This window comes from Streptomyces aurantiacus (genome assembly GCF_001418335.1).
Taxonomy (GTDB): Bacteria; Actinomycetota; Actinomycetes; order Streptomycetales; family Streptomycetaceae; genus Streptomyces; species Streptomyces aurantiacus.
On the sequence record NZ_LIPP01000032.1, the window covers coordinates 18,188 to 42,719 of the forward strand.

At 71.5% G+C, this 24,532-nt stretch carries 19 protein-coding genes; 9 read left to right on the forward strand and 10 right to left on the reverse strand.

What is annotated here, in order from left to right:
- Positions 1–2: 2 nt before the first annotated feature.
- Together paaB and paaA are read right to left on the reverse strand one after the other, a co-directional pair.
- Positions 3–338, reverse strand: coding sequence for a 1,2-phenylacetyl-CoA epoxidase subunit PaaB (paaB, locus tag AOK01_RS04560; RefSeq protein ID WP_055508650.1), 336 nt, complete (start codon positions 336–338; stop codon positions 3–5).
- A complete protein-coding gene (paaA, locus tag AOK01_RS04565; RefSeq protein WP_055508652.1) occupies positions 335–1,321 on the reverse strand; it encodes a 1,2-phenylacetyl-CoA epoxidase subunit PaaA in 987 nt (328 codons plus the stop codon). Before paaA ends, paaB begins: the two co-directional genes overlap by 4 nt.
- 563 nt (positions 1,322–1,884) lie before the next feature.
- Here paaA and AOK01_RS04570 point away from each other — a divergent pair.
- From AOK01_RS04570 to AOK01_RS04580, 3 genes are all read left to right on the forward strand, one after another.
- Entirely contained in the window at positions 1,885–3,348 is a 1,464-nt protein-coding gene (locus AOK01_RS04570; protein WP_245702083.1) for a family 2B encapsulin nanocompartment shell protein, read from the forward strand.
- The gene (locus tag AOK01_RS04575; RefSeq protein WP_055508657.1) at positions 3,345–4,403 is read left to right on the forward strand and encodes a family 2 encapsulin nanocompartment cargo protein terpene cyclase; all 1,059 of its coding nucleotides are present in this window, start codon (positions 3,345–3,347) and stop codon (positions 4,401–4,403) included. Before AOK01_RS04570 ends, AOK01_RS04575 begins: the two co-directional genes overlap by 4 nt.
- 79 nt (positions 4,404–4,482) lie before the next feature.
- Positions 4,483–5,382, forward strand: a complete 900-nt coding sequence (locus AOK01_RS04580) for a geranyl diphosphate 2-C-methyltransferase (RefSeq protein WP_055508838.1) — start codon at positions 4,483–4,485, stop codon at positions 5,380–5,382.
- Between the two features lie 56 nt (positions 5,383–5,438).
- Here AOK01_RS04580 and AOK01_RS04585 read toward each other — a convergent pair whose 3' ends face one another.
- From AOK01_RS04585 to AOK01_RS04600, 4 genes are read right to left on the reverse strand one after another with little or no spacing between them, the layout of a single operon-like run.
- On the reverse strand, positions 5,439–6,584 hold the full coding sequence (locus AOK01_RS04585; protein WP_055508659.1) for an XdhC family protein: 1,146 nt from the start codon (positions 6,582–6,584) through the stop codon (positions 5,439–5,441).
- Positions 6,577–8,706, reverse strand: a complete 2,130-nt coding sequence (locus tag AOK01_RS04590; RefSeq protein WP_055508661.1) for a xanthine dehydrogenase family protein molybdopterin-binding subunit — start codon at positions 8,704–8,706, stop codon at positions 6,577–6,579. Before AOK01_RS04590 ends, AOK01_RS04585 begins: the two co-directional genes overlap by 8 nt.
- Positions 8,703–9,695 carry an FAD binding domain-containing protein gene (locus AOK01_RS04595; RefSeq protein WP_055508663.1) on the reverse strand — a complete coding sequence of 331 codons (993 nt, stop codon included), beginning with the start codon at positions 9,693–9,695 and terminating at the stop codon, positions 8,703–8,705. Before AOK01_RS04595 ends, AOK01_RS04590 begins: the two co-directional genes overlap by 4 nt.
- On the reverse strand, positions 9,692–10,306 hold the full coding sequence (locus tag AOK01_RS04600) for a 2Fe-2S iron-sulfur cluster-binding protein (protein WP_055508665.1): 615 nt from the start codon (positions 10,304–10,306) through the stop codon (positions 9,692–9,694). The genes AOK01_RS04595 and AOK01_RS04600 overlap by 4 nt, the downstream gene beginning before the upstream one ends.
- Before the next feature lie 289 nt (positions 10,307–10,595).
- Here AOK01_RS04600 and AOK01_RS04605 point away from each other — a divergent pair, with 289 nt between their 5' ends.
- The gene (locus AOK01_RS04605; RefSeq protein WP_055508667.1) at positions 10,596–11,243 is read left to right on the forward strand and encodes a TetR/AcrR family transcriptional regulator; all 648 of its coding nucleotides are present in this window, start codon (positions 10,596–10,598) and stop codon (positions 11,241–11,243) included.
- Here AOK01_RS04605 and AOK01_RS04610 read toward each other — a convergent pair.
- A complete protein-coding gene (locus AOK01_RS04610) occupies positions 11,209–12,384 on the reverse strand; it encodes a cytochrome P450 (protein WP_055508669.1) in 1,176 nt (391 codons plus the stop codon). The genes AOK01_RS04605 and AOK01_RS04610 overlap by 35 nt on opposite strands.
- A gap of 134 nt (positions 12,385–12,518) precedes the next feature.
- The gene (locus AOK01_RS04615) at positions 12,519–15,500 is read right to left on the reverse strand and encodes an AAA family ATPase (protein ID WP_245702084.1); all 2,982 of its coding nucleotides are present in this window, start codon (positions 15,498–15,500) and stop codon (positions 12,519–12,521) included.
- A 302-nt stretch (positions 15,501–15,802) separates the two neighbouring features.
- Between AOK01_RS04615 and AOK01_RS04620 the strand changes: the two genes are divergently transcribed.
- A complete protein-coding gene (locus AOK01_RS04620; RefSeq protein WP_079103165.1) occupies positions 15,803–18,706 on the forward strand; it encodes a helix-turn-helix transcriptional regulator in 2,904 nt (967 codons plus the stop codon).
- An 82-nt stretch (positions 18,707–18,788) separates the two neighbouring features.
- On the opposite strand, the gene AOK01_RS04625 is transcribed toward AOK01_RS04620, so the two are convergent.
- A complete protein-coding gene (locus AOK01_RS04625) occupies positions 18,789–19,682 on the reverse strand; it encodes a hypothetical protein (RefSeq protein WP_055508674.1) in 894 nt (297 codons plus the stop codon).
- Positions 19,683–20,143: 461 nt separating this feature from the next.
- Between AOK01_RS04625 and AOK01_RS04630 the strand changes: the two genes are divergently transcribed.
- On the forward strand, positions 20,144–20,743 hold the full coding sequence (locus tag AOK01_RS04630) for a response regulator transcription factor (protein ID WP_245702085.1): 600 nt from the start codon (positions 20,144–20,146) through the stop codon (positions 20,741–20,743).
- A gap of 47 nt (positions 20,744–20,790) precedes the next feature.
- Here AOK01_RS04630 and AOK01_RS04635 read toward each other — a convergent pair whose 3' ends face one another.
- The gene (locus tag AOK01_RS04635; protein WP_079103155.1) at positions 20,791–21,396 is read right to left on the reverse strand and encodes a TetR/AcrR family transcriptional regulator; all 606 of its coding nucleotides are present in this window, start codon (positions 21,394–21,396) and stop codon (positions 20,791–20,793) included.
- 63 nt (positions 21,397–21,459) lie between these two features.
- On the opposite strand from AOK01_RS04635, the gene AOK01_RS04640 reads away from it, so the two are divergent.
- The 3 genes from AOK01_RS04640 to AOK01_RS04650 all read left to right on the forward strand — a co-directional run bounded on the left by AOK01_RS04640 (position 21,460) and on the right by AOK01_RS04650 (position 24,482).
- Entirely contained in the window at positions 21,460–22,488 is a 1,029-nt protein-coding gene (locus AOK01_RS04640; protein ID WP_055508676.1) for an SDR family NAD(P)-dependent oxidoreductase, read from the forward strand.
- 89 nt (positions 22,489–22,577) lie between these two features.
- Entirely contained in the window at positions 22,578–23,276 is a 699-nt protein-coding gene (locus AOK01_RS04645) for a TetR/AcrR family transcriptional regulator (RefSeq protein WP_055508678.1), read from the forward strand.
- Between the two features lie 69 nt (positions 23,277–23,345).
- A complete protein-coding gene (locus tag AOK01_RS04650; protein WP_055508680.1) occupies positions 23,346–24,482 on the forward strand; it encodes an alpha/beta fold hydrolase in 1,137 nt (378 codons plus the stop codon).
- The last annotated feature ends 50 nt before the right edge of the window (positions 24,483–24,532 follow it).

The window sequence follows — 24,532 nt, forward strand, 5'->3', positions numbered from 1 at the left end:
CCTCAGATGTGCGGGACGTCGTCGGGGATGTCGTAGAAGGTCGGGTGGCGGTAGACCTTGTCGGCGCTCGGCGCGAAGAACGGGTCCTTCTCGTCGCGCGTGGACGCGGCGATGTGCTCCGAGCGCACCACCCAGATCGAGACGCCCTCGTTGCGGCGGGTGTAGAGGTCGCGGGCGTGGGTGAGGGCCATGGTGTCGTCGGCCGCGTGCAGGGAGCCCACGTGGACGTGGTTCAGCCCGCGCTTGCCGCGCACGAAGACCTCGTACAGCGGCCAGTCGCCCTTCGGCGCGCCCTGGCCGGGCTCCGGCGTGGCGCTTCCCGGGGTGGAGTCGCTCATGCCACCGCTCCTTCCCGCTCACGCGCGCGCTCCGCCTGCTTGGCCGCGTGGGCCGTGGCCGCGTCCCGTACCCACGCGCCCTCCTCGTGGGCGGACCTGCGGCGCTGCGTCCGCTGCGCGTTGCACGGTCCGTCGCCGCCGATGACCCGCTTCAGCTCGGACCAGTCGGGGGTGCCGAAGTCGTGGTGGCCGCGCTCCACGTTCCAGCGCAGCTCCGGGTCCGGGAGCGTCACGCCGAGCTTCTCGGCCTGCGGGACGGTCATGTCGACGAACCGCTGACGCAGTTCGTCGTTGGTGTGCCGCTTGATCTTCCAGGCCATCGAGGCCGCCGAGTTGGGCGAGTCGCCGTCGGGCGGGCCGAACATCATGAGCGAGGGCCACCACCAGCGGTCCACCGAGTCCTGGACCATCTCCCGCTGCGCCCCGGTGCCGCGCATCATGGTCATCAGCAGCTCGTAGCCCTGCCGTTGGTGGAACGACTCCTCCTTGCAGATCCGCACCATCGCGCGCGCGTAGGGCCCGTACGAACTCCTGCACAGCGGCACCTGGTTGCAGATCGCCGCACCGTCCACGAACCAGCCGATCACTCCGACGTCGGCGAAGGTCGGTGTCGGGTAGTTGAAGATCGACGAGTACTTCTGGCGCCCCTCGATCAGCCGCTCGGTCAGGTCCGCGCGGTCGGCGCCCAGCGTCTCGGCGGCCGAGTACAGGTACAGACCGTGCCCGGCCTCGTCCTGGACCTTCGCGAACAGGATGGCCTTGCGGCGCAGCGACGGGGCGCGAGTGATCCACTCGCCCTCCGGCTGCATGCCGATGATCTCCGAGTGCGCATGCTGCGCGATCTGCCGGACGAGCGTCCTGCGGTAACCGTCGGGCATCCAGTCGCGGGGCTCGATCCGCTGGTCCCGGGCGATCGTCGCGTCGAAGTGCTCCTGCAACGACCCCTCCGGGAGGGTCGCCTCGGCCGAGTGTGTCGTGGTCATCGATACCAGCTTCCCCTACCGACCATTCGTTCGGTATCAGTGTGACGCCTTTCCGGCGACCCGGCAAGACCCGGGCACGATCAAGCGGGGTCGGACCGAGGCCAGGGCCGGATGCGGGGTCGAACGGCAGAAGGGCTGATGAGCTGCTTATCAGGGCTTGCGGAGTCGGCGGTTCCGAGCCGCTCGCGCGCCCTGTGTGCCGGGGCAGGGGGGCGGCGACCGGCGCGGGAGCACACCGGCGCCGGCGTCCCGCCCCGTACGGCGGATCTTCACTTCCGAGGCGCGAACACGCCCCTTTCACGCGGTTCCCGGCCGCCACCCGCGGCTGTTTGGCTTTACAGGCAGCACGCACTGCCCAGCCGTCCGCAGTGGCCCCACGGCCGCCGCCCCGGCGGCCCGATCCCCGGAACCCGTCCTCGACCTCCACCGCCTCCGTGAACCCAGCCGTCCGGAGCCCGGGTCACCGACGGCCGCCCCCTCTCGCTTCTCACCTCTCGCCTTCGTGCGTATCGACCCACGACCGATCACGTATACCGATGACCGATCACGTATTGGGAGGACATGTGTCTGCCCCGGAAAGCTCCCCCGACAGTTCTGACGGTTCCGCCGAAAGCTCCCCCCAAGGCGCCGCCGGAGCCGCCGACGACGCGTCGCAGTTCACCAGCCTCAGCACCCGGGCCGCACGGCAGCTCACCACCACCGCCAAGACCGAACCGCAGATGCAGGCCATCACCTCGCGCTGGCTGCTCAAGATGCTGCCGTGGGTGGACGTGAAGGGCGGCACCTACCGGGTGAACCGGCGGCTGCAGCTGCGTGTCGGCCGTGGCCGGGTGCAGTTCGACCAGAACGGCGCGGACGACATCAAGGTCATCCCCGAGACACTCACCGAACTGCCTTCCCTGCGCGGCTACTCCGACACGGCGGCCCTGCGCGAGATCGCCTCCCGTTTCCGGGTGCGGGACGTACGTGCCGGACAGGTCCTGTGCGACGCCGGCCGGCCCGTCAGGGAGGCGTATCTCGTCGTCCACGGCCGGTTCACCCGCTACACCACCGGCAAGTACGGCGAGGAGCAGGTGACCGGGATCGTCACGGACGGCGACGGACTGGGCGACGAGGCCATCGGCCGGGACAGTCCGGTGTGGCTGAACACGGTGCGGGCCGACACCGCGGCCGTGGTGCTGGCCCTGAACTGGGACAGCCTCGCGCGGTTCGTGGAGCGCACCCCCTCCCTCGCCGCCCAGCTGGCCGCGTTCGCCGAGCAGCAGCGCAAGCCCATGAACCGCAAGGGCGAGGCCGATGTCCCCCTGCAGGCAGGGCACGTGGGTGAGCCGGTCCTCGCCGGCGGCTTCGTCGACTACGAACTCGCCCCGCGCGAGTACGAACTGTCGCTCACCCAGACCGTCCTGCGCGTCCACAGCCGGGTCGCGGACCTCTACAACAGCCCGATGAACCAGACCCAGCAGCAACTGCGCCTGGCCATCGAGGAGATCCGCGAACGCCAGGAGTGGGAGCTGGTCAACAACCGCGAGTTCGGTCTGCTGCACAACGTCGACCACGCCCAGCGCGTCAGCACCTTCTCCGGTCCCCCGACACCCGACGACCTCGACGAACTCCTGTCGATGCGCCGCAAGACCCGGGTGTTCCTGGCCCACCCGAAGGGGATCGCGGCGTTCTTCCGGCAGTGCAACCGGCGCGGTCTCGTGCCCGGCACGGTCGCTCTCGAAGGACACGAGGTGCCCGCGTGGCGCGGTGTTCCCTTCCTGCCCTGCAGCAAGATCCCGATCGGCCCCGACCACACGAGCAGCGTCATCGCCCTGCGCACCGGAGAGGCCGACCAGGGCGTCGTCGGGCTGTACCAGACCGGCATTCCCGAGGAGTTCCAGCCGGGCCTCAACGTGCGGTTCATGGGCATCGACACCAGCGCGATCATGAACTATCTGGTCACCGCCTACTACTCGATGGCGATCCTCGTTCCCGACGCGGCGGGAATCCTGGAGAACGTCCAGGTCGGGCGGACCGCGGAATGAGCTCACCGCCCGTACCCGGTCCGACGCTCCGGCTGCCCGGGCCGCCGAGTCTCGCCCGCGCCACCACCGCCCGGCGGGCCGGCACGGTTCCCGGGCTGCGGTACCGGCCCGCCCCGCCCGCGGACCCGGAGAAGGCCGCGGAGATCGACCGCAGGCTGGAGACCTGGGCACGCCGGCTGGAGCTGTTTCCCCCTACGTGGACGGGAGACTTCGCCGGGTTCCAGTTCGGCCGCGCCGTCGTGCTCCAGCACCCCGGCGCGATCAGTCTCGAACACCTCACGGCAGCCGGGAAACTGCTGCTCGCCGAGAACGTCGTCGACTCCTGCTACTGCGAGGAGGACGAGGGCAGGGGCGGATCGTCGCGCGGCCTCGGCGGACGGCTGATCATGGCCCAGTCGGCGCTCGACCCGTACCACGGCACACCCGAGCTGGAGGAGGAGTGGCGCCGCGGCATGGGCGCCGACGGGCCGCTCCGCTCGTACGACCAGGCCCTGAAGGACTACGCCGCCCTCGCCACACCCAGCCAGAGCGACCGGCTCGTGCACGACCTGGCCCGGCTGCACCTGGGCTACCTCGCGGAGGCCGCCTGGTCCGAGACCGGCTACGTGCCGCGGGTCTGGGAGTACCTGGTGATGCGGCAGTTCAACAACTTCCGGCCCTGCCTGTCGATCGTCGACGCCGTGGACGGCTACGAACTGCCCGAAGCCCTGTACGCCCGGCCCGAGATCCAGCGGATCACCGCGCTCGCCGCCAACGCCACCACCATCGTCAACGACCTGTACTCCTTCACCAAGGAGCTGGCCGCCGGCCCCGACCATCTGAATCTGCCCCAGGCCATCGCCGCCAACGAGCGGTGCGGACTGAAGGCCGCCTATCTGAAGGCCGTCGAGATCCACAACACGGTCATGGAGGCGTTCGAGGAGGAGTCCGCGGCCCTGTCCGGCCTCTCGCCCCTCGTCGCGCGCTACGCCGAGAGCCTGGCCGCGTGGGTGTCCGGCAACCACGAATGGCACGCCACCAACTCCCACCGCTACCACCTGCCGAACTACTGGTAACCGCCGTCCGCCCCCGGTCCATCACCACCGCGCCACAGCGCCACCGCCCCACGAGGAGTGCCCCGTGACCATCGCCGACATCGACATCGACCCCGATTCCAGCACTGACGCCCACCTCGCGGCAGCGCCGGTGCCGAGCCAGTCGACGTACCAGACCCGCGTGGCGGACTACTGGAACGCCGAGGAGAACCCGGTCAACCTCGAACTCGGGAAGATCGACGATCTGTACCACCACCACTACGGCATCGGAACCGTCGACCCGTCCGTACTCGACGGGGAGACCGACGCCGAAAGCGACGGGCGTCGCGACCGGATCACCGCCGAGCTGCACCGGCTGGAGCAGGCCCAGGCCGAGCTGCTCGCCTCCCATCTCGGTGACCTCTCCCCCGCCGACCGGGTCTTCGACGCCGGATGCGGGCGCGGCGGCGGCAGCGTGGTGGCCCATCTGCGGTACGGCTGCCACGCCGACGGGGTGACGATCTCCAGGAAACAGGCCGACTTCGCCAACGAGCAGGCCCGCAGGCGGAACATCGCCGACAAGGTGCGCTACCACCACCGGAACATGCTCGACACCGGCCTGGCCACCGGCGCGTACGCGGCTTCCTGGAACAACGAGTCCACCATGTACGTGGAGTTGGACCTGCTCTTCGCCGAGCACGCCCGGTTGCTGCGCCGCGGCGGCCGCTATGTGACGATCACCGGCTGCTACAACGACGCGTACGGGCGGGCCTCCCGTGAGGTGTCGCTCATCAACGCCCACTACATCTGCGACATCCACCCACGCTCGGAGTACTTCCGGGCGATGGCCCGCAACCGGCTCGTACCCGTCCATGTGCAGGACCTCACGGCCGACACCGTCCCCTACTGGGAGCTGCGCCGGCAGGCGGGCCATCTGGTCACCGGCATCGAGGAAACGTTCCTGGACGCGTACCGCAACGGCAGCTTCCAGTACCTGCTCATCGTGGCCGACCGGGTCTGAGGGGGCCGACGGGGCCCCGGCTCGGCAGCCGGGGCCGGGGCCGGGGCCGGGGCCGGCTACGCGGCCTCCGCCGCGTCCCGCTGCCTCCCGTCGCGGTGAATCGGCGTTCCCGAGCCGGTGAGCGGGACGCCCGTGCCACCGCGCCGGGCCGCCACGATCTCCGCCGCGATGGACAGGGCGGTCTCCTCGGGCGTACGGGCCCCGAGGTCGAGGCCGATCGGCGACCTGAGCCGGGACAGCTCCCGCTCGCTCAGGCCGACTTCACGCAGTTTCCGGTCACGGTCCGCGTGGGTCCTGCGCGAGCCCATCGCCCCGACGAACGCGACCGGCAGCCGCAGGGCCTGCTCCAGCAGGGGGATGTCGAACTTGGCGTCGTGGGTGAGCACGCACAGGACCGTGCGCCCGTCGGTCGCCGTGCCCCGCAGATAGCGGTGCGGCCAGTCGACGACGAGGTCGTCGGCCTCGGGAAAGCGGGCCCGGGTGGCGAACACGGGACGGGCGTCGCACACCGTCACGTGGTAGCCGAGGAACTTGCCGGCCCGGACGAGCGCCGCGGCGAAGTCGATCGCGCCGAACACGATCATGCGCGGGGGCGGCACGTTCGACTCGACGAGCAGGGTGAGGCCGCCGGGGCAGTTCGTGCCGTCCTCCGCGAGGTCGCGGGTGCCGGTGCGTCCGGCGTCCAGCATCGCCCGCGCCTCGGCCGCGGCCGTCCGGTCCAGCTCCGCGGAGCCGTTGTCGTACGACCCCTCGTACGACCCGTCGGGGTGCACCAGCAGGGCCCTGCCCAGGAGTTCGGCCGGGCCGCGGACGACCCGGGCCAGGGCCCTGGGTTCGCCCGAGGCGGCGGCCGAGAGCGCCGACCTGAGCACCGTACGGACGGGCGAGTGCACGCCGACCGGGGTGACCATGATGTCGAGGATCCCGCCGCAGGTCAGCCCGACCGCGAAGGCGTCCTCGTCGCTGTATCCGAAGCGTTCCACGACGGTCTCGCCGTCCTGGAGCGCCTGGACGCACAGGTCGTACACCGCGCCTTCCACACAGCCGCCGGAGACCGAGCCGATGACCGTGCCCTCGCTGTCGACGGCGAGGGCCGCGCCCGGACCGCGCGGCGCGCTGCCGCCGACGCCCACGACGGTGGCGACGGCGAACTCCCGTCCCTCGTCGGCCCAGCGGGCCAGCTCGTCGGCGATGTCAAGCATGCGGGCCTGCCGTGAGGACGCGGTCGGGCCGGATGGGCAGGCTGCGGTGGCGTACGCCGGTCGCGTGCCAGACGGCGTTGGCGATCGCCGCCGCGACGCCCACGATGCCGACCTCGCCGATGCCCTTGATCCCGACCGGGTCGTCCGGGTCCGGGTCGTCCACCCAGTCCGCCTCGATGAGCGGCACGTCGGCGTTGGTGGCGACGTGGTAGCCCGCGAGGTCGGCGCCGTAGAGCGCGCCGGTGCCCTCGTCCCTGATGGCCTCTTCGTGCAGGGCCATGGAGATGCCCCAGATCATCCCGCCGGTGAGCTGGCCGCGGGCCGTGAGCGGGTTGATGATCCGTCCCGCGGCGAAGATGCCGAGCATGCGACGTACCCGCACTTCTCCGGTGGCCACGTCCACGGCGACCTCGGCGAACTGCGCGCCGAACGAGTGCCGTTCCTTCTGCGCGAGGGCTCCGACGGCGTCGGTGGTGTCCGACCGTACCGTGATGCCCTCCGGCGGGATGCCGTCGCTCAGGGCGACCCGCTCCCGCAGTGCGTCGGCCGCGGCGGTGACCGCCCAGGCCCACGACCGGGTGCCCATCGAACCACCGGCGATCATCGCCGGGCCGAAGTCGCTGTCGCCGATCCGCACACGCACCCGGTCGGTCGGCACCTGAAGGGCGTCGGCGGCGATCAGGGTGAGCGCCGTCCGCGCCCCGGTTCCGATGTCCGAGGCGTTGATCCGCACGGTGAAGGTGCCGTCGGCCTCCGCGGTCGCGGCCGCCGTGGACGGCATCGCTCCCACGAAGAAGGAGGCCGCCGCCGTCCCGGTGCCGAGCAGCCAGCGGCCGTCCCGGCGCACGCCCGGACGCGGGTCCCGGTCGGCCCAGCCGAACCTGCGGGCGCCCTCACGGAAGCAGGCGGGCAGGTTGCGGGTGCTGAACGGCAGCCCGGAGACCGGCCCGGCCGCGGGCTCGTTGCGCAGGCGCAGCTCGATCGGGTCGATGCCGCACTTCTCGGCGAGTTCGTCGACCGCCGACTCCAGCGCGAAGGACCCGGGCGCCTCACCGGGAGCGCGCATGAACGTCGGACTCGGCACATCGAGCCGTACGAGCCGGTTGGCGGTGCGGTGGGCGGGGGCGTCGTACATCACCCGCGCCGGACCGGCGCCCGCCTCGACGAACTCGTGCACGGTCGAGGTGAGGCTCAGGCAGTCGTGCTCCAGCGCGCGCAGGCGTCCCTCGGCGTCGGCGCCGAGCCGGACCCGCTGGGTGGTGGGGCTCCGGTAGCCGGCGAGCGAGAACATCTGGCGGCGCGTCATGACGACGCGGACGGGGCGCGCCAAAACGGTCGCCGCCATCACGGCGGCCACCTGGTGCGCGCGGACGCCCTTGCTCCCGAAGCCGCCGCCGACGTGCTCGGACCGGACCCGCACCGAGGCCGGATCTAGCGAGAAGAGATTCGCGAGTTCGTTCGCGACCCACAGCGTGCCCTGGTTGGAGTCCACGACCTCCAGCCGGCCGCCGTCCCAGTGGGCCGTCGCCGCGTGGGGCTCCATCGGGTTGTGGTGCTCTTCCGGTGTGGTGTACTCGGCGTCCAGGACGACGGCGGACGCGGCCAGTTCGGCTGCCAGGTCCCCCTTCTCCGTCACTCCCGGTCCGCCGACGCCGGGGGCCGGGTACGCGTCCGGGTGCTCACCGGAGAAGGTGACGTTGTGCGGCTCCTCCTCGTAGTGCACCACCAGTGCTTCGGCGGCCTCCCTGGCCTGCTCGGAGGTCTCGGCGACGACCAGCGCCACCGGCCATCCGGCGTGTGGCACCCGGTCGTGCTGGAAGACGGCGATGGTCGGGTCCGGCGACATGCCCATCATGCCCGTGTAGCCGGTGTCGACCCGCGGGGCGTTCCCGTGATGGAGGACGGTGAGGACACCGGGCATCTCCAGGACCGCGGCGTCCTCCACCGAGCGGATGCGGCCACGGGTGATCGTCGACAACACCAGCCATCCGTGGGCGAGTTCGGTGAAGGGGATCTCTCCCGCGTAGCGGGCGGCTCCGGTGACCTTGTCGGGGCCCTCCACGCGGGTGTGCGCGGTGCCGACGGCCTGCGCCGGCCTGGTTCCGGTCGTGGTGGTGGTCATCGGCCGGCCTCCTCGGCGAGTTCGCTCAGCACGGCCACGACGAGGTTGCGCATCAGTGTCACCTTGTATCCGTTGTGCGGCAGCGGCCGGGCGGCCGCCAGTTCGGCGTCGGCCGCCGCGGCGAAGGCCGCGGCGTCCACCGGCCCGCCGGTCAGGGCCTGTTCGGCCGCGTGGGCCCGCCACGGGCGGGACGCGACCGCCCCGAAGGCCAGGCGCACATCGCGTACGACGCCGTCCTGGACGTCGAGCGCGGCGGCGATCGAGCCGATCGCGAAGGCGTACGAGGCCCGCTCGCGCACCTTGCGGTAGCGGGAGTTGGCCGCCACCGGGGCGGGCGGCAGGGTGACGCCGGTGATCAGGGCGCCCGGCGGCAGGGCGGTCTCCCGGTGCGGGGTGTCACCCACCGGCAGATAGAAATCGGTGAGGGCCAACTGGCCCGGCCCGTCCACGGTTTCGTAGTCGACGACGGCGTCGAAGGCCGTCAGCGCCACCCCCATGTCGGAGGGGTGGGTGGCCACGCAGTGGTCGGAGGCGCCCAGGATCGCGTGGTTGTGGTGCTCCCCCTCGATCGCGGAACAACCGCTGCCGGGGACCCGCTTGTTGCACGGCTTGGACACGTCGGAGAAATAGCCGCAGCGGGTGCGCTGCAGCAGGTTCCCGCCGACGGTCGCCATGTTGCGCAGCTGCCCGGAGGCGCCGGCCAGCACCGCCTGGGTCAGGGCCGGGTAGTTGCGGCGCACGTCGGGGTGCGCCGCGAGGTCGCTGTTGGTGACGGTCGCGCCGATGCGCAGCCCGCCGTCCTCGGTCGACTCGATGCGGTCCAGCGGGAGTTCGCGTACGTCGACGAGCCGGCCGGGCCGTTCGACGCCGGTCTTCATCAGGTCGACGAGATTGGTGCCGCCGCCGAGGAAGCGGGCGTCCGGGTCGGCGTCGAGCAGTGCGAGGGCGCCGGAGACGTCGGCGGCGCGCTGGTATCCGAACTCCTTCATGCTGCCGCTCCCTCGCGCTTCGCGGCCTGCGAGCCGTCCGCGGTCCGGTCGCCGTCCACGGCCCGGGCGCGCGCATCGGCCTCGGCCGCGCGGGCGACCGCCTGGACGATGGACACGTACGCGCCGCAGCGGCACAGGTTGCCGCTCATCCGCTCCCGTATCTCCTCGGCTGTCAGGGGTGGTGGCCCCGCTTCGGGGCGTACGTCGTCGGTGACGGCGCTCGGCCAGCCGGCGGCGTGCTCCTCGATCACCGCGACGGCCGAACAGATCTGGCCGGGTGTGCAGTACCCGCACTGGTAACCGTCGAGGTCGAGGAACGCCTGCTGTACGGCGTGCAGTTGGTCGCCGTCGGCGACGCCTTCGATGGTGGTGATCTCGCGGCCTTCGGCCGCCACCGCCAGTTGCAGACAGGCGACGGCCCGGCGGTTGTCGAGCAGGACCGTACAGGCGCCGCATTGCCCCTGGTCACAGCCCTTTTTGGTGCCGGTCATATCGAGGCGCTCGCGCAGGGCGTCGAGCAGGGTGGTGCGGTGGTCGACGGTCAGTGTGTGCTTCTCGCCGTTGATGTTCAAGGTGACGGCGCTGTACGTCGACGAGGGCGCGGGGGCCATGATCAGCCTTCTTTCGCATTCCCGGACCACATCGCGCGGACGGTCCGGCAGGCAGAGAGAACGGAAACGCAAGACGTATCGGGAAGAAGAATTCGGAGAGGTTCGGAAAGGCTCAGAGAGGTTCGGAGAGGTCTCGGGGGGAGGCACCGGTGGGGGGAAGACTGTCCACAGGGGTCACCCACTAGTAAGGTGGCCCTAAGTGGACAGTTGTCCGCTCACCGCAAAACGTAATGGACAGTTGTCCGCTTAGCAAGGACGGGATTCGGCCACGAACCCGTGAGGAGGACGAGTGCAGCAGAAGAAGGACGCACCTCTGCGCTCCGACGCGCAGCGAAACCGTGAGCGCATCCTGGAAGTGGCCGTGGCCGAGCTGACGCTCTGCGCGGACGCCCCGCTCAGCATGATCGCCAAGAAGGCGGGCGTCGGGCAGGGCACGTTCTACCGCAATTTCCCGAACCGGGAGGCGCTCGTCCTCGAAATCTACCGCCACGAGATGCAGCAGGTCACCGAGGCCGCGACCGAGCTGCTCTGCGCCCATGAGCCCGAGCGGGCGCTACGCGAGTGGATGGACCGTCTCGCCCGGTTCGCCATGACCAAGGCGGGTCTGGCGGACGCGATCCGCCAGGCCACGAGTGCGCCGGGAAGCCCGGCGAAACCGGAACCCACTCCGGTGGCGTCCGCGGCGGCACTCCTGCTCCGCGCCAACGAGGAGGCCGGCACCATCCGCCCGGGTGTCACCGAGGACGACTTCTTTCTCGCCATCGCCGGCCTCTGGCAGCTCGATGCCCATGGAGACTGGCAATCACGCGCCGCCCGCCTCCTGGACCTCGTCATGGACGGACTGCGCGCGGGGGCCCCGGCCGGTGAAAGACCGGCCGGACAGCCCAGACAGCAAGGACCGGTCAGACAGGACGGTCCCACAGGACGTGCAGACTGAGCGGCTTACGGAAGACCAGACCGTACGCGTCCGTGGGACGAGCCGGGTCGAGCCGCAGCGCGGGAAGGCGTTCGAGCAGGTACTGGAGCGCGATACGGGTCTCCAGGCGGGCCAGATGCGCGGCGAGGCAGTAGTGCGGGCCGTGGGCGAAGGCCAGTTGGAGTCGCGCGTTCTCGCGGCGGACGTCGAACCTGTCGGGGTCGGGAAAGACGGCCGGGTCGCGGTTGGCCCCGGCCAGGGAGACCGTGACCAGGTCGCCCCGGCGGACGGTGACCGGGCCGAGGACGGTGTCCCGGGTGGCATAGCGGTCCACGACCGCGGCGCCCGGTTCAAGGCGCAGCGACTCCTCGATCGCGCCGTCCAGCAGGCCGATGTCGGCCCGGACGAGGGCGAGTTGACCGGGGTTTCGCAGCAGATGCAGCAGCGCGTTGGTGATCATGCCCTCGGTGGTCTCGATGCCGCCGAACATCAGGACCGCGGCGTTGGACGCCACCTCGGGCAGGGTCAGGTGCCCGGCGGCGGAGCCGAGGAGCGACGACGCGTCCCGGTCGGCGACGGTGGCTTCCACGGCCGCCCGCAGCTGGGCGTACGCGGCGGTGCCGGCGGGCCCCGCCGCGTGTCCGGCGGTGATGTCCGAGACCGACGCCACGATGGAGTCGTACCAGGAGAGCAGCGTGGCCGTACTCGTGCCGACCAGGCCGAGCGCCTCGGTCACGACGGCGACCGCGAGCGGACCGGCGAAGGCACGACGCAGGTCGACGGCACCGGCCGGCGGCAGTTCGGTGATGAGCCGGCCGGCCTCCCGCTCGATGAACGAGGCGAAGCCCTCACGCACCGCTCTGGGGCGGAAGGGCGCGGTGAACGGCTCACGGTGGCGGGCGTGCGGGGCTCCGTCCAGGGACAGCATGCTCGGTCCGACGACCTGTGCGGTGGAGAACCGGGGGTCGTCGACCGTGAAGGTCTCGGCGTCCCGCATCACGCTCAGCGCGAGGTCACGGCGGGTCACCAGCCAGCCGTCCAGCTCGGGCAGCCAGGACACGGGCTCGTGCTCACGGAGCAGCGCCAGTCGTGCGTGGGGGTCCCGGGTGAGTTCGGCGAGCGTGGTCGCGGCACCGAGCGGAGAGGAACCGGCGGTGCTCATCGCGAGAGCCGGGCGGGTGACGTCCCGTCGAGCGGGAGCCGGGCGAGTATGGGGTAATCGATCACATTCAAGGCTAACAACCGCGCTTCGGGCCCTGCTCAGCCGCCTCCTCGGCGCGGGGCGGCGCGGGGTGGCTACGCTTCCGCCGCGAGGCGGTGGACGCGGTAGTCGGTGAGCACCGCCGTGACCACCTCGGTACGGGACCGGAGCCCGGTGCGTGCGAAGAGCCGGGTCAGGCGGTTGGCGACCGCGTCCTCACTGAGCCGCAGCACCGTGGCGACCTGGCGGTTGGTGAGCCCTTCGGCGATCAGGGTGGCGAGCAGTCGCTCGTTCTCGGTGGTGGCCTGCTTGCGGCCGGGAACGGTGATTCCCGCCTCCCGCATGGCGGCCCTGGTGCGGAAGCGCGACAGCGCGGCACCGCTCCCGCCGAACAGCTCGTACGCCTCGTGCAGCAGTGCGGGCGGACCCACGCCCGCATCGGCTGCGGCGACGAGGGTCACCGCCGTCTCGACCGGCTGGCTGCGCGAACGCGCCAGCTCCACGGCCTCCCGCAGGTGCTCGCGAGCGGCGCCGGGACGGCCGTCCTGCCGCAGGACCCGGGCCGACGCGAGCAGATACCTCAGCCGTGTCCTGCCGCTGCCCGTGCGGTCGGAGATCCGTCGGAGGCGTGCCAGGCAGTCCGCCGCCTCGCCCGCGCGTCCCTCCTCCGTGTGTACCTCGACGAGTGAGGCCCACAGTTCGTCGGTGCCTGCGACGTGTCCGTTCGCGTCCGCCGCGTCCAGGCCGCGGCGCAGCACCTTCTCGGCCCCGGTCGCATCGCCGAGGGTCCGCAGCACCTCCGCCTCGGCGGCGTCCAGTGAGTACTCCAGCGGGCCCTCGGCACGGCCGCGCGCGCTGTCGACGAGGCGGCGGGCGCTCGTGGTGCGGCCCCGGGCGAGAAGGATGGCCGCGGTCCGCGCGGGAATCAGGTGGCTGTCCGCCGCGGGGGTGCTGGTCCGGTTGTTCGCCAGCATCCAGCGGGCCACCTCCAGGGCCTCGTCCCACCGGCCCTGGAGGTGGCGCCAGAGGAACAGCCCGGCCGGGGGCAGCACCTCGGCTGTCAGGCCCTGTGCGGTCAGCAGGGCCTGCGCCGCTCGCAGGTCCCGGCCGCTGAGCAGTTCGTCGAACATGGCGGTGGCGAGCGCGTACGCGTGGCCGGTGTCGAGGTACGACGCCTCCGGCAGGGCCAGTGACTCCCGGAACCGCTCCGGCCGGCCGAGAGCCAGTTCCGCCACGGCGCGGAAGTGGGCGGGCATCACCCGGGCGTGGGCATCGGTGGCCCATATCCGCTCGGTCCGTGACAGCAGGTCGAGCAGTTCGTGCCACCTCTCCAACTGGCCGAGGGCCAGGGCCCGGCCGGTCACGGTGACCAGGGCGGGCAGCCGCAACTCGTCCCACCACTGCGCCGTGGCCAGCCGGGACAGCGCCCGCCAGTCCAGGTCGTTGCCGGTGGCCGCCGTGAACAGGGCCGCGGTGGCCTGCAGTTCCCGCGGGCCGAGGACGTCCGCCAGGTTGCGCAGGATCGACTCGGCGATGGTCCGGGCGGTCCGGTGGTCCCCCGCGTTGTAGGCGGCCCGGGCATACCGGTGGAGGGCGGCGACCCGGTCGGCCGGCCGCTCGACGAGGTGGCCGGCCGCCCGGCACCACCGGAGCACTCCTCTGCCCTCGGAGTCGGGATGCAGCCGCTGCGCCGCGGCCGTCAGCTCGGCGACCGCACGGTCGAGGTCGACGAGAGACCCGGCTTCCGCGACCCGGTCGGCCAGGTAGGCCACCGCGTCCGCCTCGTTCGGCAGGGCCGCCACCGTGATCCGCGGGCTCCCCGCGTCCGTGGTGCCTGCCGCGTCCCGGTCCGCCCACAGTGCCTCCACCGCGGTGGCGGACAGCCGGCCGCGTTCCAGCGGCCCGAGCCGTTCCCGAACGGCGTGCGCCGTCAGCGGGAGACGGAGCCTCCAGCCTCGACCTCGGCCTCGGCCTCGTAACGCTGCGTCGCCGGGCTCGGGGACAGCGGCGTCGTCGGACTCGGGGACGGCTTCGACGATCTCCGCGTCGATCAGGTCGCGGAGCCCGTCGCCAACGGCTTCGGCGGACAGTCCGGTCGACGTCGCGATCAGCTCCGCGGCCCGCCCGCCGAGCGGCCACAGGATGCTCAGCGCGCCGGCCACCGTGCGGCCCGGCTCGCCCAGCGCGTCCAGGGCCGTCACGAACCGGTCGCCGTCCGGCAGCACCGGCGTCGGTGTCATCACTCCGACGAAGGCGTGGCCGTCGGCCACCCTGATCGTGCCCTGTCGCGTCCACGCGGTGAGCAGGGCGTCGACCGCCCCGGGGACCCCACGCGTGAGTTCCCGCACGCGGCGGGCGAGACTCGTGTCGGGGGTGGCCCGCAGGCGCCGCGCCACCACGGCGGTGGTCTCGTCCGGCCCGAGAGGGGACAGGACGACCGTGTGGACCCCCTGGACGGTGGCCAACCGTGCCGCGTGAGGCCCCGCCGACTGTTCCGCCCGGACGTCTGTCGGCTGTTCCGTCGGCTGTCCCGTTCGTTCGCCGCGTCCCACCTCCGAGGCCAGCAGCCGGACGGTGTGCGGCACACACGCGAGGTCGACCTCACCGAGCACGGCCAGCGAACCCGCGTCGGCATGCTGGATGTCGTCCATCACCACCAGCACGGGTACGGTCACGGGCTGGGCCAGAGCGGCGCGCAGCAGTACGGCCATCGCCGTCCCGTCACGCTCCTCCGCGGCCCGTAGCGCCTCCGTCGCCCGCAGTGCCTCCGGGGCCGGCTTCGCCGACCGTCGCCGGTGTGCCGCGACGGGCCCGTACTTCCCCAGCGCCATGACCATCCGCAGCGCCAGCAGGAACGGCCGTGCCTCGTCGCCAGGAACGCAGTCCAGCGCGAGCACGGCCGTACCCTCCGCGCGCAGCCGTTCGCCGACCGCGTGCACGAACGCGGTGCGCCCCGCTCCCCGTTCACCGCGGACGAGCACCAGACGAGGGCCGTCCGGATCACTCAGGCGGCCATGGACCTCGTACGACTCCGGCTCGCGGCCGACCAGGCGGTCGGGCGTACGGTCCAGGCTCACGGCCGTACCCCCGTGGAGCAACCAAGGGGTTTCCGACGGAGCAGCCATGGTCCACCGCGCTCTCTTCGACAGCCTGTGCCGGGCGGACGGTGCCGCACCCAGGTGTCGAGTGCGTCGCCGGCAGGCCCGGTGTCCGGGCCTTCGACCGGCGACAACCATTATGGTCATTTGCCTGTGGCTGTTTACCTTTGGCCATTTCCGCCGGACCGCGGGCTCAGGAAACGGGGCACCGTGAACGCCCCTGTTCCTGCCGGTCGTTCACCGGCCGAGTACGGCGGAATGCCGCATCAGGAGGCGTGGGCGTGCGTGACGGCGGATCTGTCATAGGCAGGGACAGCGAGATCAGGGCGGTGGCGCGGACCCTGCTGTCCCCCGGCGCCTCCGCGCGTGCCCTGCTGGTCGTCGGCGCGGCCGGAACGGGCAAGACCGCCGTGCTCGAACAGGCACGACTGGCGGTGATCGAGGAAGGCGCCAGGGTCCTGCGGTTGCGCTGTCACGACGGTGAGAGCGCGCCCGGCGCGGCGGCCCTGACCGATGGCGTCCACAGCGCACTCACCAGGATTCACAGCCGTCGGAGCACGGTCCGCATCAGCTCCGCCCGCCGCATACCGCGCCAAGCCGCCGGTCGACACGGTGAGTTGACGCTGCTGTCCGCCCTGAGCGAGGTGCTCACGGACGTGGCCCGTGACACCCCCTTCGCGCTGATGATCGACGACGTCGAGCGGCTGCCGCCGGCGACGGCAGCCGCCCTCGGTCTGCTGTTACGCGTCTTCCGGCCGGCCGGCGTACCGATGGTGATGGCCGGCAGGCCGGTACGCCCACGAGACGGCGGCGTCGCACAACTGGCGGCGGCGGCCGACCTGTTGCTCGAACTGCCGCCGCTGCGGCCCGCCGACGTCGAGACCCTGGTCGTACGCCGGCTCGGCCGCCCGGTCGAACCGGCGCTGGTGACGGCGGTACTGCGTGCGCTGGGCCCGATGGCGGGCACCCCCGAGGCCGTGCTGTCGGTGCTCGACTCGATGGCCGAGCACGGCGACCTCCTCGAACTCGGCGGCCATGTGTGTCTGACAGAGCCGGAGCAGGCGCTGCGGCTCACCACGGACATGGCACAACTGCGCCGCCTCTGCTGGCCGGACGGGCCACCGGACGCGACCGCTCTGGCCGCAGCAGCGGCGGTAGCCCGCACCCTTGAGCACGCCGAGATACGGCTGGACGACCTGCACCGGCTCAAGCCGGGAGGCCCACGGCGGGCCGGCCTCCTGGACCGGGCCCTGACCCCGCTGGTCGGGGACGGGATTCTGGTCGTGGACGGGGACGGCCGGGCATCGTTCGCCGTACCGGCGCTCGCGGCGGCGCTGCGCGCGCTGCCCACCCACCATGACGTGTCGTCGCTGCACGCCCTGATCACCCGGTCGTTGAGCGACCGGCTGGGCGCGGAGACCGCGGGCGGCGGCTATCCCCGCCTGGCCGATCACGTGACAGCCGCCGGGGCCGAACTGGACGACGCGCTCGCGGTGGACGTCCTGCTGGCGGCGGCCCGTACGGATGCCAGGTCCGACTGGCCGCGCTCGGTCCGCGCCTACTCGTCGGCGCTGCGGCGCCTGGCTCCGTACGACCGCAGGACCCCTGGTGTGCTGCGCGAGTCCGCCGAGCTGAGCCTGCGCCACGCCGACCACGCCGGTGCGCTGGCGCTGGGCGAACCGCTGCTGGCCTGCCGGGACGCGTCACTCGCCGAACAGGACAGGGACCGGGACCGGCTGGCGTACGTCACCGAGGTGTGGGCTCTGGCGGCGCTGCACGAGCATCGGTTGCCGTACGCCGATGGCACGGGTTCCCGGAGCAACCATGCGCCTCAACACCTGTCGGCCGTCAGCGAGTTCGCGGCTCTGGCGGGTCCGTACGGGCTGGGCGGGGTGACGCGCCGTCCGGGAGACGGAGCCCATGACGTGCCGGTGACCGGTCCTCGGCCCGGCTCCGGGCCGCTGCCGTCTCCCGCGGAACTGCGGCTGCTGGCCGCCGCTGCGGGCAGCCGAGCTGATCTACTGAACGCCATGGACGCCGTGGACGCCATGCCGCCCGACTCGGACGGCGTGCCCGTCCTGGACCGGCTGCGGAACGCGGCCACGCACGCGGACCTGGCCGACGCCCTGGCCGCCGTGCTCGGTGACCGTTACACGGGGGCGGGCAACAGCACCGCCGCGCGGTACCACGCCATGGTGCGCGCCTATCTGCGAGGGGACTGGGACCAGGCCCTGTCGTCAGCCCGGCGGATCGAGGCACGAAGCCGGACCCGCGGCACGGAGGCCGCCACCGCACAGCCCGCCCGAGCCCTGGCGGCCGATATCCACTGCGCGCGGGGGGAGTTGGGGCACGCCCGGGCATGGCTCGACCTGATCCCCGACACCGTGGCCCACCCGCTCGTCGCCTGGGCGAGGCTGGGCCTGCGGTACTGGTCGGGCCAGGTGGAGCAGGCGCTGGAGGGAGCGCGTGCGGACGTACGACGGGCTCGCGGGAGCGGCCTGCTCTCCGGCATCGAGAAGGTGCTGCTGCGGCATCTGACCTACGCGCTGCTGGAGGACATGCCCGACGCCATGCGGGAGGCGCTGGACGAACTGGAGGCGCTGCACGAGGAAGTGGCCTCCCCCATGACACGCGAGGCGGTGCTCCTCGGCCGTGGCCTGGTGCACTGCGACGTGGACAGCGCGCTGGCCGCCCTACGGTCGGTGCACCAGCGAGGCGGGGCCTACCTGAGCCTGCTCTGCCACCTGTGTCTGATGGAGATCGGCGACGACCCCGAACGGCGGATGGCCGAGGCCTCGCGTAGCGCGCAGTCGCTGGGCATCGGGCGCGCCACCCGTACGACACTCGGCCACATGGCGCGGCGGCGGAGCCTCGTACTGCCGAGAGCGCGCCCGGCCAAGGACCGGTTGAGCGAGGCGGACGTCGGGTTGACCGTGCTGGTCAGCGACGGGGCGACCAACCGGCAGATCGCGGCGCGGCTCGCGTCGAGCGAGAAGACCGTGGAGCGGCGGCTGACGCAGTTGTTCCAGCGCACCGGGTGTCGCTCCCGGGCGGAGCTGGCCGCGGCCTGGCTGGACGGCAGCCTTGCCGGCCGCGGTCTGGTACCGGACGGTGCGGCCGGTGCGGCCGGGGGTTCCTTCGCCGCCTCCGGCCGGGCGGCGCCGAACAGGCCGAACGGACGGTGACTGGAGTTGCGCCTCTTGGCCGGTGGGTGACCGGCGGGTGGGTGACCGGCGGGTGACCGTCAGGCCGCGGGTGACCGGCGGGTCAGGAGAAGCGGGCCGTGTGCGTGTCGACGAGGACGCCCAGCCGGCCGGTGTCGAGGGAGCCGTCCGCGTTCACTCCGACGTGCCATTCCGCGTCGGTGATCCAGCCGAGCACCAGGAGCGCGTCGGTGTCCCGCAGCGGGGCGTCCGCCCATCTCTCGTCGCGGAACTGGGCCGCGGTGACGACGAAGAGCCGGCGGACATGCGTACCGCCCGCCACGGACTGCGAAGTCTGCGAGGTGTGCGAGGTGTGGGCCAGAGCCTTCTCACGGGTGGCCGCGGTGTGCAGGCGGGCCGACCGGGCACCCAGCCCGTCGGTCACCGAGGGGGTGGTCGCCGAGCCGACCAGGACGACCGTGGCGAGGAGCCCGACCGGTCCCGAGACGATCTCGGTGATGAGGGCCTGTGCCAGACGCAGTACCTCGTTGTCGTCCCCCGTCAGGGCGATCGGCCCCGACAGCTGCGCGAGGTCGACCAGCACCCTGTCGCCCCGGTGGAGGCCGAGGGTGACGGTCAGGGAGTACGGATGCGTGGGCCCGTCGCCCGAGTTGCCGGTCGCGCGCAGGCTCGTCGGGTCGAGCGACCACTCCTTCCCGGAGACGTCCGCGGTCCATGGCGCGGGCGCGGCGACGTCGGCCACCGCGAGCTGCAACGTGAGCCGCTGTCCCGAGTGGATGACCGCCTGCACGTCGGGCAGCGGATACGAACTGTGTGCGCGGCCCTCGGCCACGGCCCGCAGCCCCAGGGCGACCGTCTCCAGCAGCTTCCGGTCGGCGCCCGGCAGCGCGGAACGGGCCTGTCCGGAGGAGGAGTTGCGGGTGCGCCGGAGCAACGCGGCGGCGGCCCCGAGCAGCAGCAGGCCGAGCACCGCGGACAGGGCAATGGACGCGATCATGCGACTACCTTTGTTACTAGAAGTTGCCAGGAAGGGGCACGGGCTGACGGCACCCCGCAGACCGGTCCGCGCTGTTCCCAGCCGCGCCGGATCGATGGTGGAATCGTGGAATCCACGACACCCGGGCGCCCGTACTCCGCTCCTGGTGCACATCGACTCATGTACGTCAGAACACGCTTTGTACGCCATCGTCGTGCGGCCACCACCTCCGGTGAAGCCATAACCGCGAACCTTGCCGTTCTGTACAGGGAGTTCTTGGCCACCTCCCTCACTCAGGTCACCGGCGCGCGCGAGCCCGGCGTCCGCTCGCGCCAGGTTTCCCTCGCTTGAAGGACGACGCGCCTCTGGCACGAATGTCCGGTCTTCCTGGGTGACACGATCGGCCTCCTGAACCCGTGGACGATCACATTCCTCATGGGTGACCACAGGTGCGAGTCGCCAGTCGGGAGTGGGGAGGGCGCGTGCCTCAGCAAGTACTGACCGAGACCCTGCGCGTGGCGATTCACGCGCCCGTTCCCCTGGTCCGCGCCGGACTGGCCAACTTCGTCGCCCTGGACCCGCGTCTGCACGAACTGCCGCAGGACAGGATCAGGGAGGCCGACGCGATCGTGGTCGCCCTGGACGTGGCGGACGCCTCGGCCCTGGACCTCCTCCACCGCCTGTGCGACAAGCCCGGCGCACGCTTTCTCGTGGTGGTGGTCAGGCAGTGGCGGGCGGACATGTCAGCGGCGCGCAAGCGGGGAGTCCGTGGAGTCGTGTGGTGGGACTTCTGCAGTCCGGACGTCTTCGCCCGCTCCGTACGCGCGGTGGCCGGCGGCGACGAGAGCGCGCCCACTCTCCCGCCCGCTACCGCCCGAGCCCGGACGGTGGCGAAGCTGAACTCCCGTGAAGTGGACGTCTTGCGCCTGATCGCGGAAGGAAAGCAGTGCGACGAGATCGCGACGGAGCTCTCCTATTCCGAACGCACGGTGCGATACATCCTGTACGGCGCCATGAAGCGCACACGGACGCGCAACCGCGCCCATGCCGTGTCCTACGCGATACGGGCCGGACTGATCTGAGTCGACGTCACGTCACTGCACTTCACTGCTCAGCACTGCACTTCACTTCACTTGACGTGAACTACGCGGCTGACGCCCGGTGACAGGACCAGGAGATCGACGGCGACCGCCAGCCGTTCGAGGTAGGACTCACGCGTCGCGGCCTGGTGCTTGAGGCCGATCGACGCGCTGATCAACGTCTGTGCGACGGGGCCGGCCGTCTCGCGTCCCGACTCGACGGCGACCGCGTCCGTGACCAGCTCCTCGAAACGTCGTGGCGTGGTCTCGACGATCTCTCCGAGGAGGTCGGGGTTGTCCCCGATGACCACCCCTACATCGTGTGTCAGCGGGCCGATGTAGCGGCCCGCCCATTGGTCGAACGCTTCGACGAGCCGCTCCGGAAGGGGTCGCCCGGTGTCGGCCAGGACGCGTTCGACCGTGGTGATGTCGCGCTCCAGGGCCTGGGTGACCGCGGCACGGAACAGGGCCTCCTTCGAGGAGAAGAGGAAGTAGAGCCCGGGCCGGGAGATACGCGCCGCCCGCGCCACCTCCTCCATCGAGGTCTTCCGGTACCCGAAGCGCGCGAAAGTGACCAGGGCGGAGTCCAGCACCACGGCCCGACGGTCGGTGTCGGCGACTGTCGACGGCGGGTGACCGACCTCAGGACTGCTCATGGCACGAGCATACGATCGAGACCCGCACTATACAAATCATGTCTAGTACGTATAGTCGCTGCCATGACTGCTCGCGACCCCGTCTCCACGCCCTCCACTTCCGCACCCTTTAGCTCCGCACCCCTTGCCTCCACACCCTTCACCGCCTCCAGCACCGCGGACGAGGTGCTGGAGGACGTCGACCTCACCGGCGTCCACGCGATCGTGACGGGAGCTTCCTCCGGGATCGGGGCCGAGACGGCTCGCGCGCTGGCCGCCGCCGGGGCGGAGGTGACGCTCGCCGTGCGGAACACGGCCGCGGGTGACGCGGTCGCCGAGAGGATCGAAGAGTCGACCGGCGGAACGCGGCCCCGCGTCGTCCGGCTCGACCTCGCCGACAGGCGCACCGTCACGCGATTCGTCGACACGTGGAACGGCCCGCTGCACCTGCTGATCAACAACGCGGGCGTCGTCACGAGTGGCCTCGAACGAACCGGTGAGGGCTGGGAGTTGCAGTTCGCGACGAACCATCTCGGCCACTTCGCCCTCGCCACCGGCCTGCACGACGCCCTTGCCGCGGGAGCGTCCGAGCGCGACGGAGCACGGATCGTCTCGGTCAGCTCGACGGCGCACATGCGGGCCGGCATCGACTTCGACGACCTCCACTTCGAGCGCCGCGACTACGACCCGCAGATCGCCTACGCCCAGTCGAAGACGGCGAACTCCCTCTTCGCCGTCGAGGCAACCCGTCTCTGGGCGTCCGACGGCATCGTCGCCAACGCGGTGAACCCCGGCGGTGTCGCGACGGGACTGCAGCGGAACTTCACAGCGCGGCAGAAGGAGTCGCTCGACGCGGCCGAGGCCGCGGGAGTCTTCACGTACAAATCCGTCGAGCAGGGGGCCGCCACCAGCATCGTCGCGGCCGTCACCCCCGAGTTCGCCCACTCCGGGGGCCACTACCTCGACGATGCGCAGGAGGCCTGCACCGTGCCGAACGACGCCGAACTCGCGCGACACCCGCACGGCGTCAAGGAATGGGCGCTCGACCCCGCCACCGCCGAACGCCTCTGGTCGGTCTCGACCGACACGCTCCGCGCCTGGGCCACGTCATGAGGCCGGCCAGCCCCCACGGCAGGCACGGTGGACCATTTGGAGCGATGAACTAATCTGGTGCGGCGCTCCAAATGTGTCATGGTGGAGGCATGGCAGCGAGAACTCCCCATCCTCAGCGGCGTAATCAGGTGCTCTCCCGGGAGCAGATCATCGAGACCGCGATCGAGCTGCTCGATGCGGGCGGCGAGGGCGCTCTGACCACTCGGTCGCTGACCGAACGTCTGTCGACCGGCTCCGGGGCGATCTACTACCGGGTGGGCAGCCGGGACGAACTGCTGGACGCGGCCACGGAAACGGTCGTCACGGCCGCGCTGGCGGCCAAGCCCGCACGGGCCACCACCACGGCCACGCCCGAGGACGAGATCCGCACCGTCGCGCTGGCCCTGTTCGACGCGATCGCCGAGCACCGGTGGCTCGCGACCCACCTGATCCTGCAACTCGTCCGGAAGCCGTTCGGTCCGGTGACGGTGGGGATCTTCGAGAGGATCGGCCGGCAGGTGGGCGCGCTGGGTGTGCCGCGGGCTTCCTGGTTCGACGCCGCCTCGACGCTGGTGCACTACATCCTCGGGGCCGTCAGTCAGCACGCCCGGATCGACGGTGACACCTCGACCGTCGAACCCGACCGCGCGGAGTTCCTCGACGCGACGGCGGCGGCCTGGCAGGACCTCGATCCCGAGGACCACCCGTTCATGCACGCCATCGTCGGCCAGATCAACGAGCACGACGACCGCGAGCAGTTCCTCACCGGCATCGCCGTCGTCCTCGACGGCCTCACCCGGCTCGGTTGACCCGTCCGGTCGGAGCAGCCGCTTCGCTCCCCGGCCCATGCCCTCTTCGTAACCCTTTGGAGATCGACCATGACCGCACACCGGCGTCGCACCGTTTCGACGAAGACCAAGGCACTCACCGTCGCACTGACCGCGGTCGCCACGGCCGCGGTCGCCGTGCCGGCGATCACCACCGCACAGGCGGAGCCGCCCGCACACGTGCGCTCCTCCGCCGCACACACCGTCAAGAGCGACGTGCAGGACAGGCACCCGGACGCGGCCTGTTACGAGGTTCAGGTGCCGGTGTCGGTCAAGAAGATCGGCAGGGCCCACATATACGGGGAGCTGTGCCGGCCGCGCCAACCCACCAGGACGAGCAAGACCGTGCAGCTGCTGGTGCCGGGCTCCACCTACAACCACAGCTACTACGACATGCCGGTGAAGTCCGCCCGCTACTCGTACGTCTCCAAGGCCCTCGCCGACGGCTTCTCCACGTTCGACATCGACCGGCTCGCCACGGGCAGGAGCACTCTGCCGCCCAGCTCGCAGTACACCCTCGACTCCGGAACCGAGGCGATCCACCAGGTGATCACCAAGCTGCGGGCGGGAGAGATCAAGAACCGCGCGTTCGACAAGGTCGTCTGGGTCGGCCACTCGCTGGGTTCGTCCATGGCCTGGTCCCAGGCCGCGAAGTACGACGACGACGTCGATGCCTTCGTGCTCACCGGCATGAGCCACGTCGTCCGCGACGAGGAGCCCTCGGACGACGGTCCTGGAGAGGACGTCCAGTTCGAGATCAGGGCGATGGACGACCCCAAGTTCCACGGCAGGATCAGCGACCCCGGCTATCTGACGACGAACGCCGGCATGCGGCAGTTCTTCTACTACGTCCCCAACGCCGACCCTGCTGTCATCGAGGCCGACGAGCGGCTCAAGGACGTGAGCACGGCAGCCGACTCGGACAGCGCGAACCTTCCTCCGGCGCAGTCCCCCTCCCGCTCGATCAAGGTGCCGACCCTCCTGGTCGTCGGTGACAAGGACCAGTACTGCACCCCCGGCACCTGCACCCCTGAGTCGATGCTGGCCAACGAGCGGCCGTACTACTCCGACAAGGCCGGCCTCAAGGCCGTCGTCGTACCTGACAGCGGCCACGACGTGCAGCTGCACAAGAACGCGCCCGACACGAACGCGGAGATCCTCACGTGGATCAAGGACGCGGTGTCCTAGCGGTGTCCTGGCCGACCTTCCCCGCAGTGGCCGGTGACCGCCCAGGTACT

Bases quoted from the DNA above. Each gene is read 5' to 3' on its own strand.
- AOK01_RS04590 (WP_055508661.1), bottom strand. From the start codon at position 8,706: ATGACCACCACCACGACCGGAACCAGGCCGGCGCAGGCCGTCGGCACC.
- AOK01_RS04610 (WP_055508669.1), bottom strand. From the start codon at position 12,384: ATGAGCACCGCCGGTTCCTCTCCGCTCGGTGCCGCGACCACGCTCGCC.
- paaB (WP_055508650.1), bottom strand. From the start codon at position 338: ATGAGCGACTCCACCCCGGGAAGCGCCACGCCGGAGCCCGGCCAGGGC.
- AOK01_RS04645 (WP_055508678.1), top strand. From the start codon at position 22,578: ATGGCAGCGAGAACTCCCCATCCTCAGCGGCGTAATCAGGTGCTCTCC.
- paaA (WP_055508652.1), bottom strand. From the start codon at position 1,321: ATGACCACGACACACTCGGCCGAGGCGACCCTCCCGGAGGGGTCGTTG.
- AOK01_RS04585 (WP_055508659.1), bottom strand. From the start codon at position 6,584: ATGCTTGACATCGCCGACGAGCTGGCCCGCTGGGCCGACGAGGGACGG.
- AOK01_RS04595 (WP_055508663.1), bottom strand. From the start codon at position 9,695: ATGAAGGAGTTCGGATACCAGCGCGCCGCCGACGTCTCCGGCGCCCTC.
- AOK01_RS04640 (WP_055508676.1), top strand. From the start codon at position 21,460: ATGACTGCTCGCGACCCCGTCTCCACGCCCTCCACTTCCGCACCCTTT.
- AOK01_RS04635 (WP_079103155.1), bottom strand. From the start codon at position 21,396: ATGAGCAGTCCTGAGGTCGGTCACCCGCCGTCGACAGTCGCCGACACC.
- AOK01_RS04650 (WP_055508680.1), top strand. From the start codon at position 23,346: ATGACCGCACACCGGCGTCGCACCGTTTCGACGAAGACCAAGGCACTC.
- AOK01_RS04575 (WP_055508657.1), top strand. From the start codon at position 3,345: ATGAGCTCACCGCCCGTACCCGGTCCGACGCTCCGGCTGCCCGGGCCG.
- AOK01_RS04600 (WP_055508665.1), bottom strand. From the start codon at position 10,306: ATGGCCCCCGCGCCCTCGTCGACGTACAGCGCCGTCACCTTGAACATC.
- AOK01_RS04625 (WP_055508674.1), bottom strand. From the start codon at position 19,682: ATGATCGCGTCCATTGCCCTGTCCGCGGTGCTCGGCCTGCTGCTGCTC.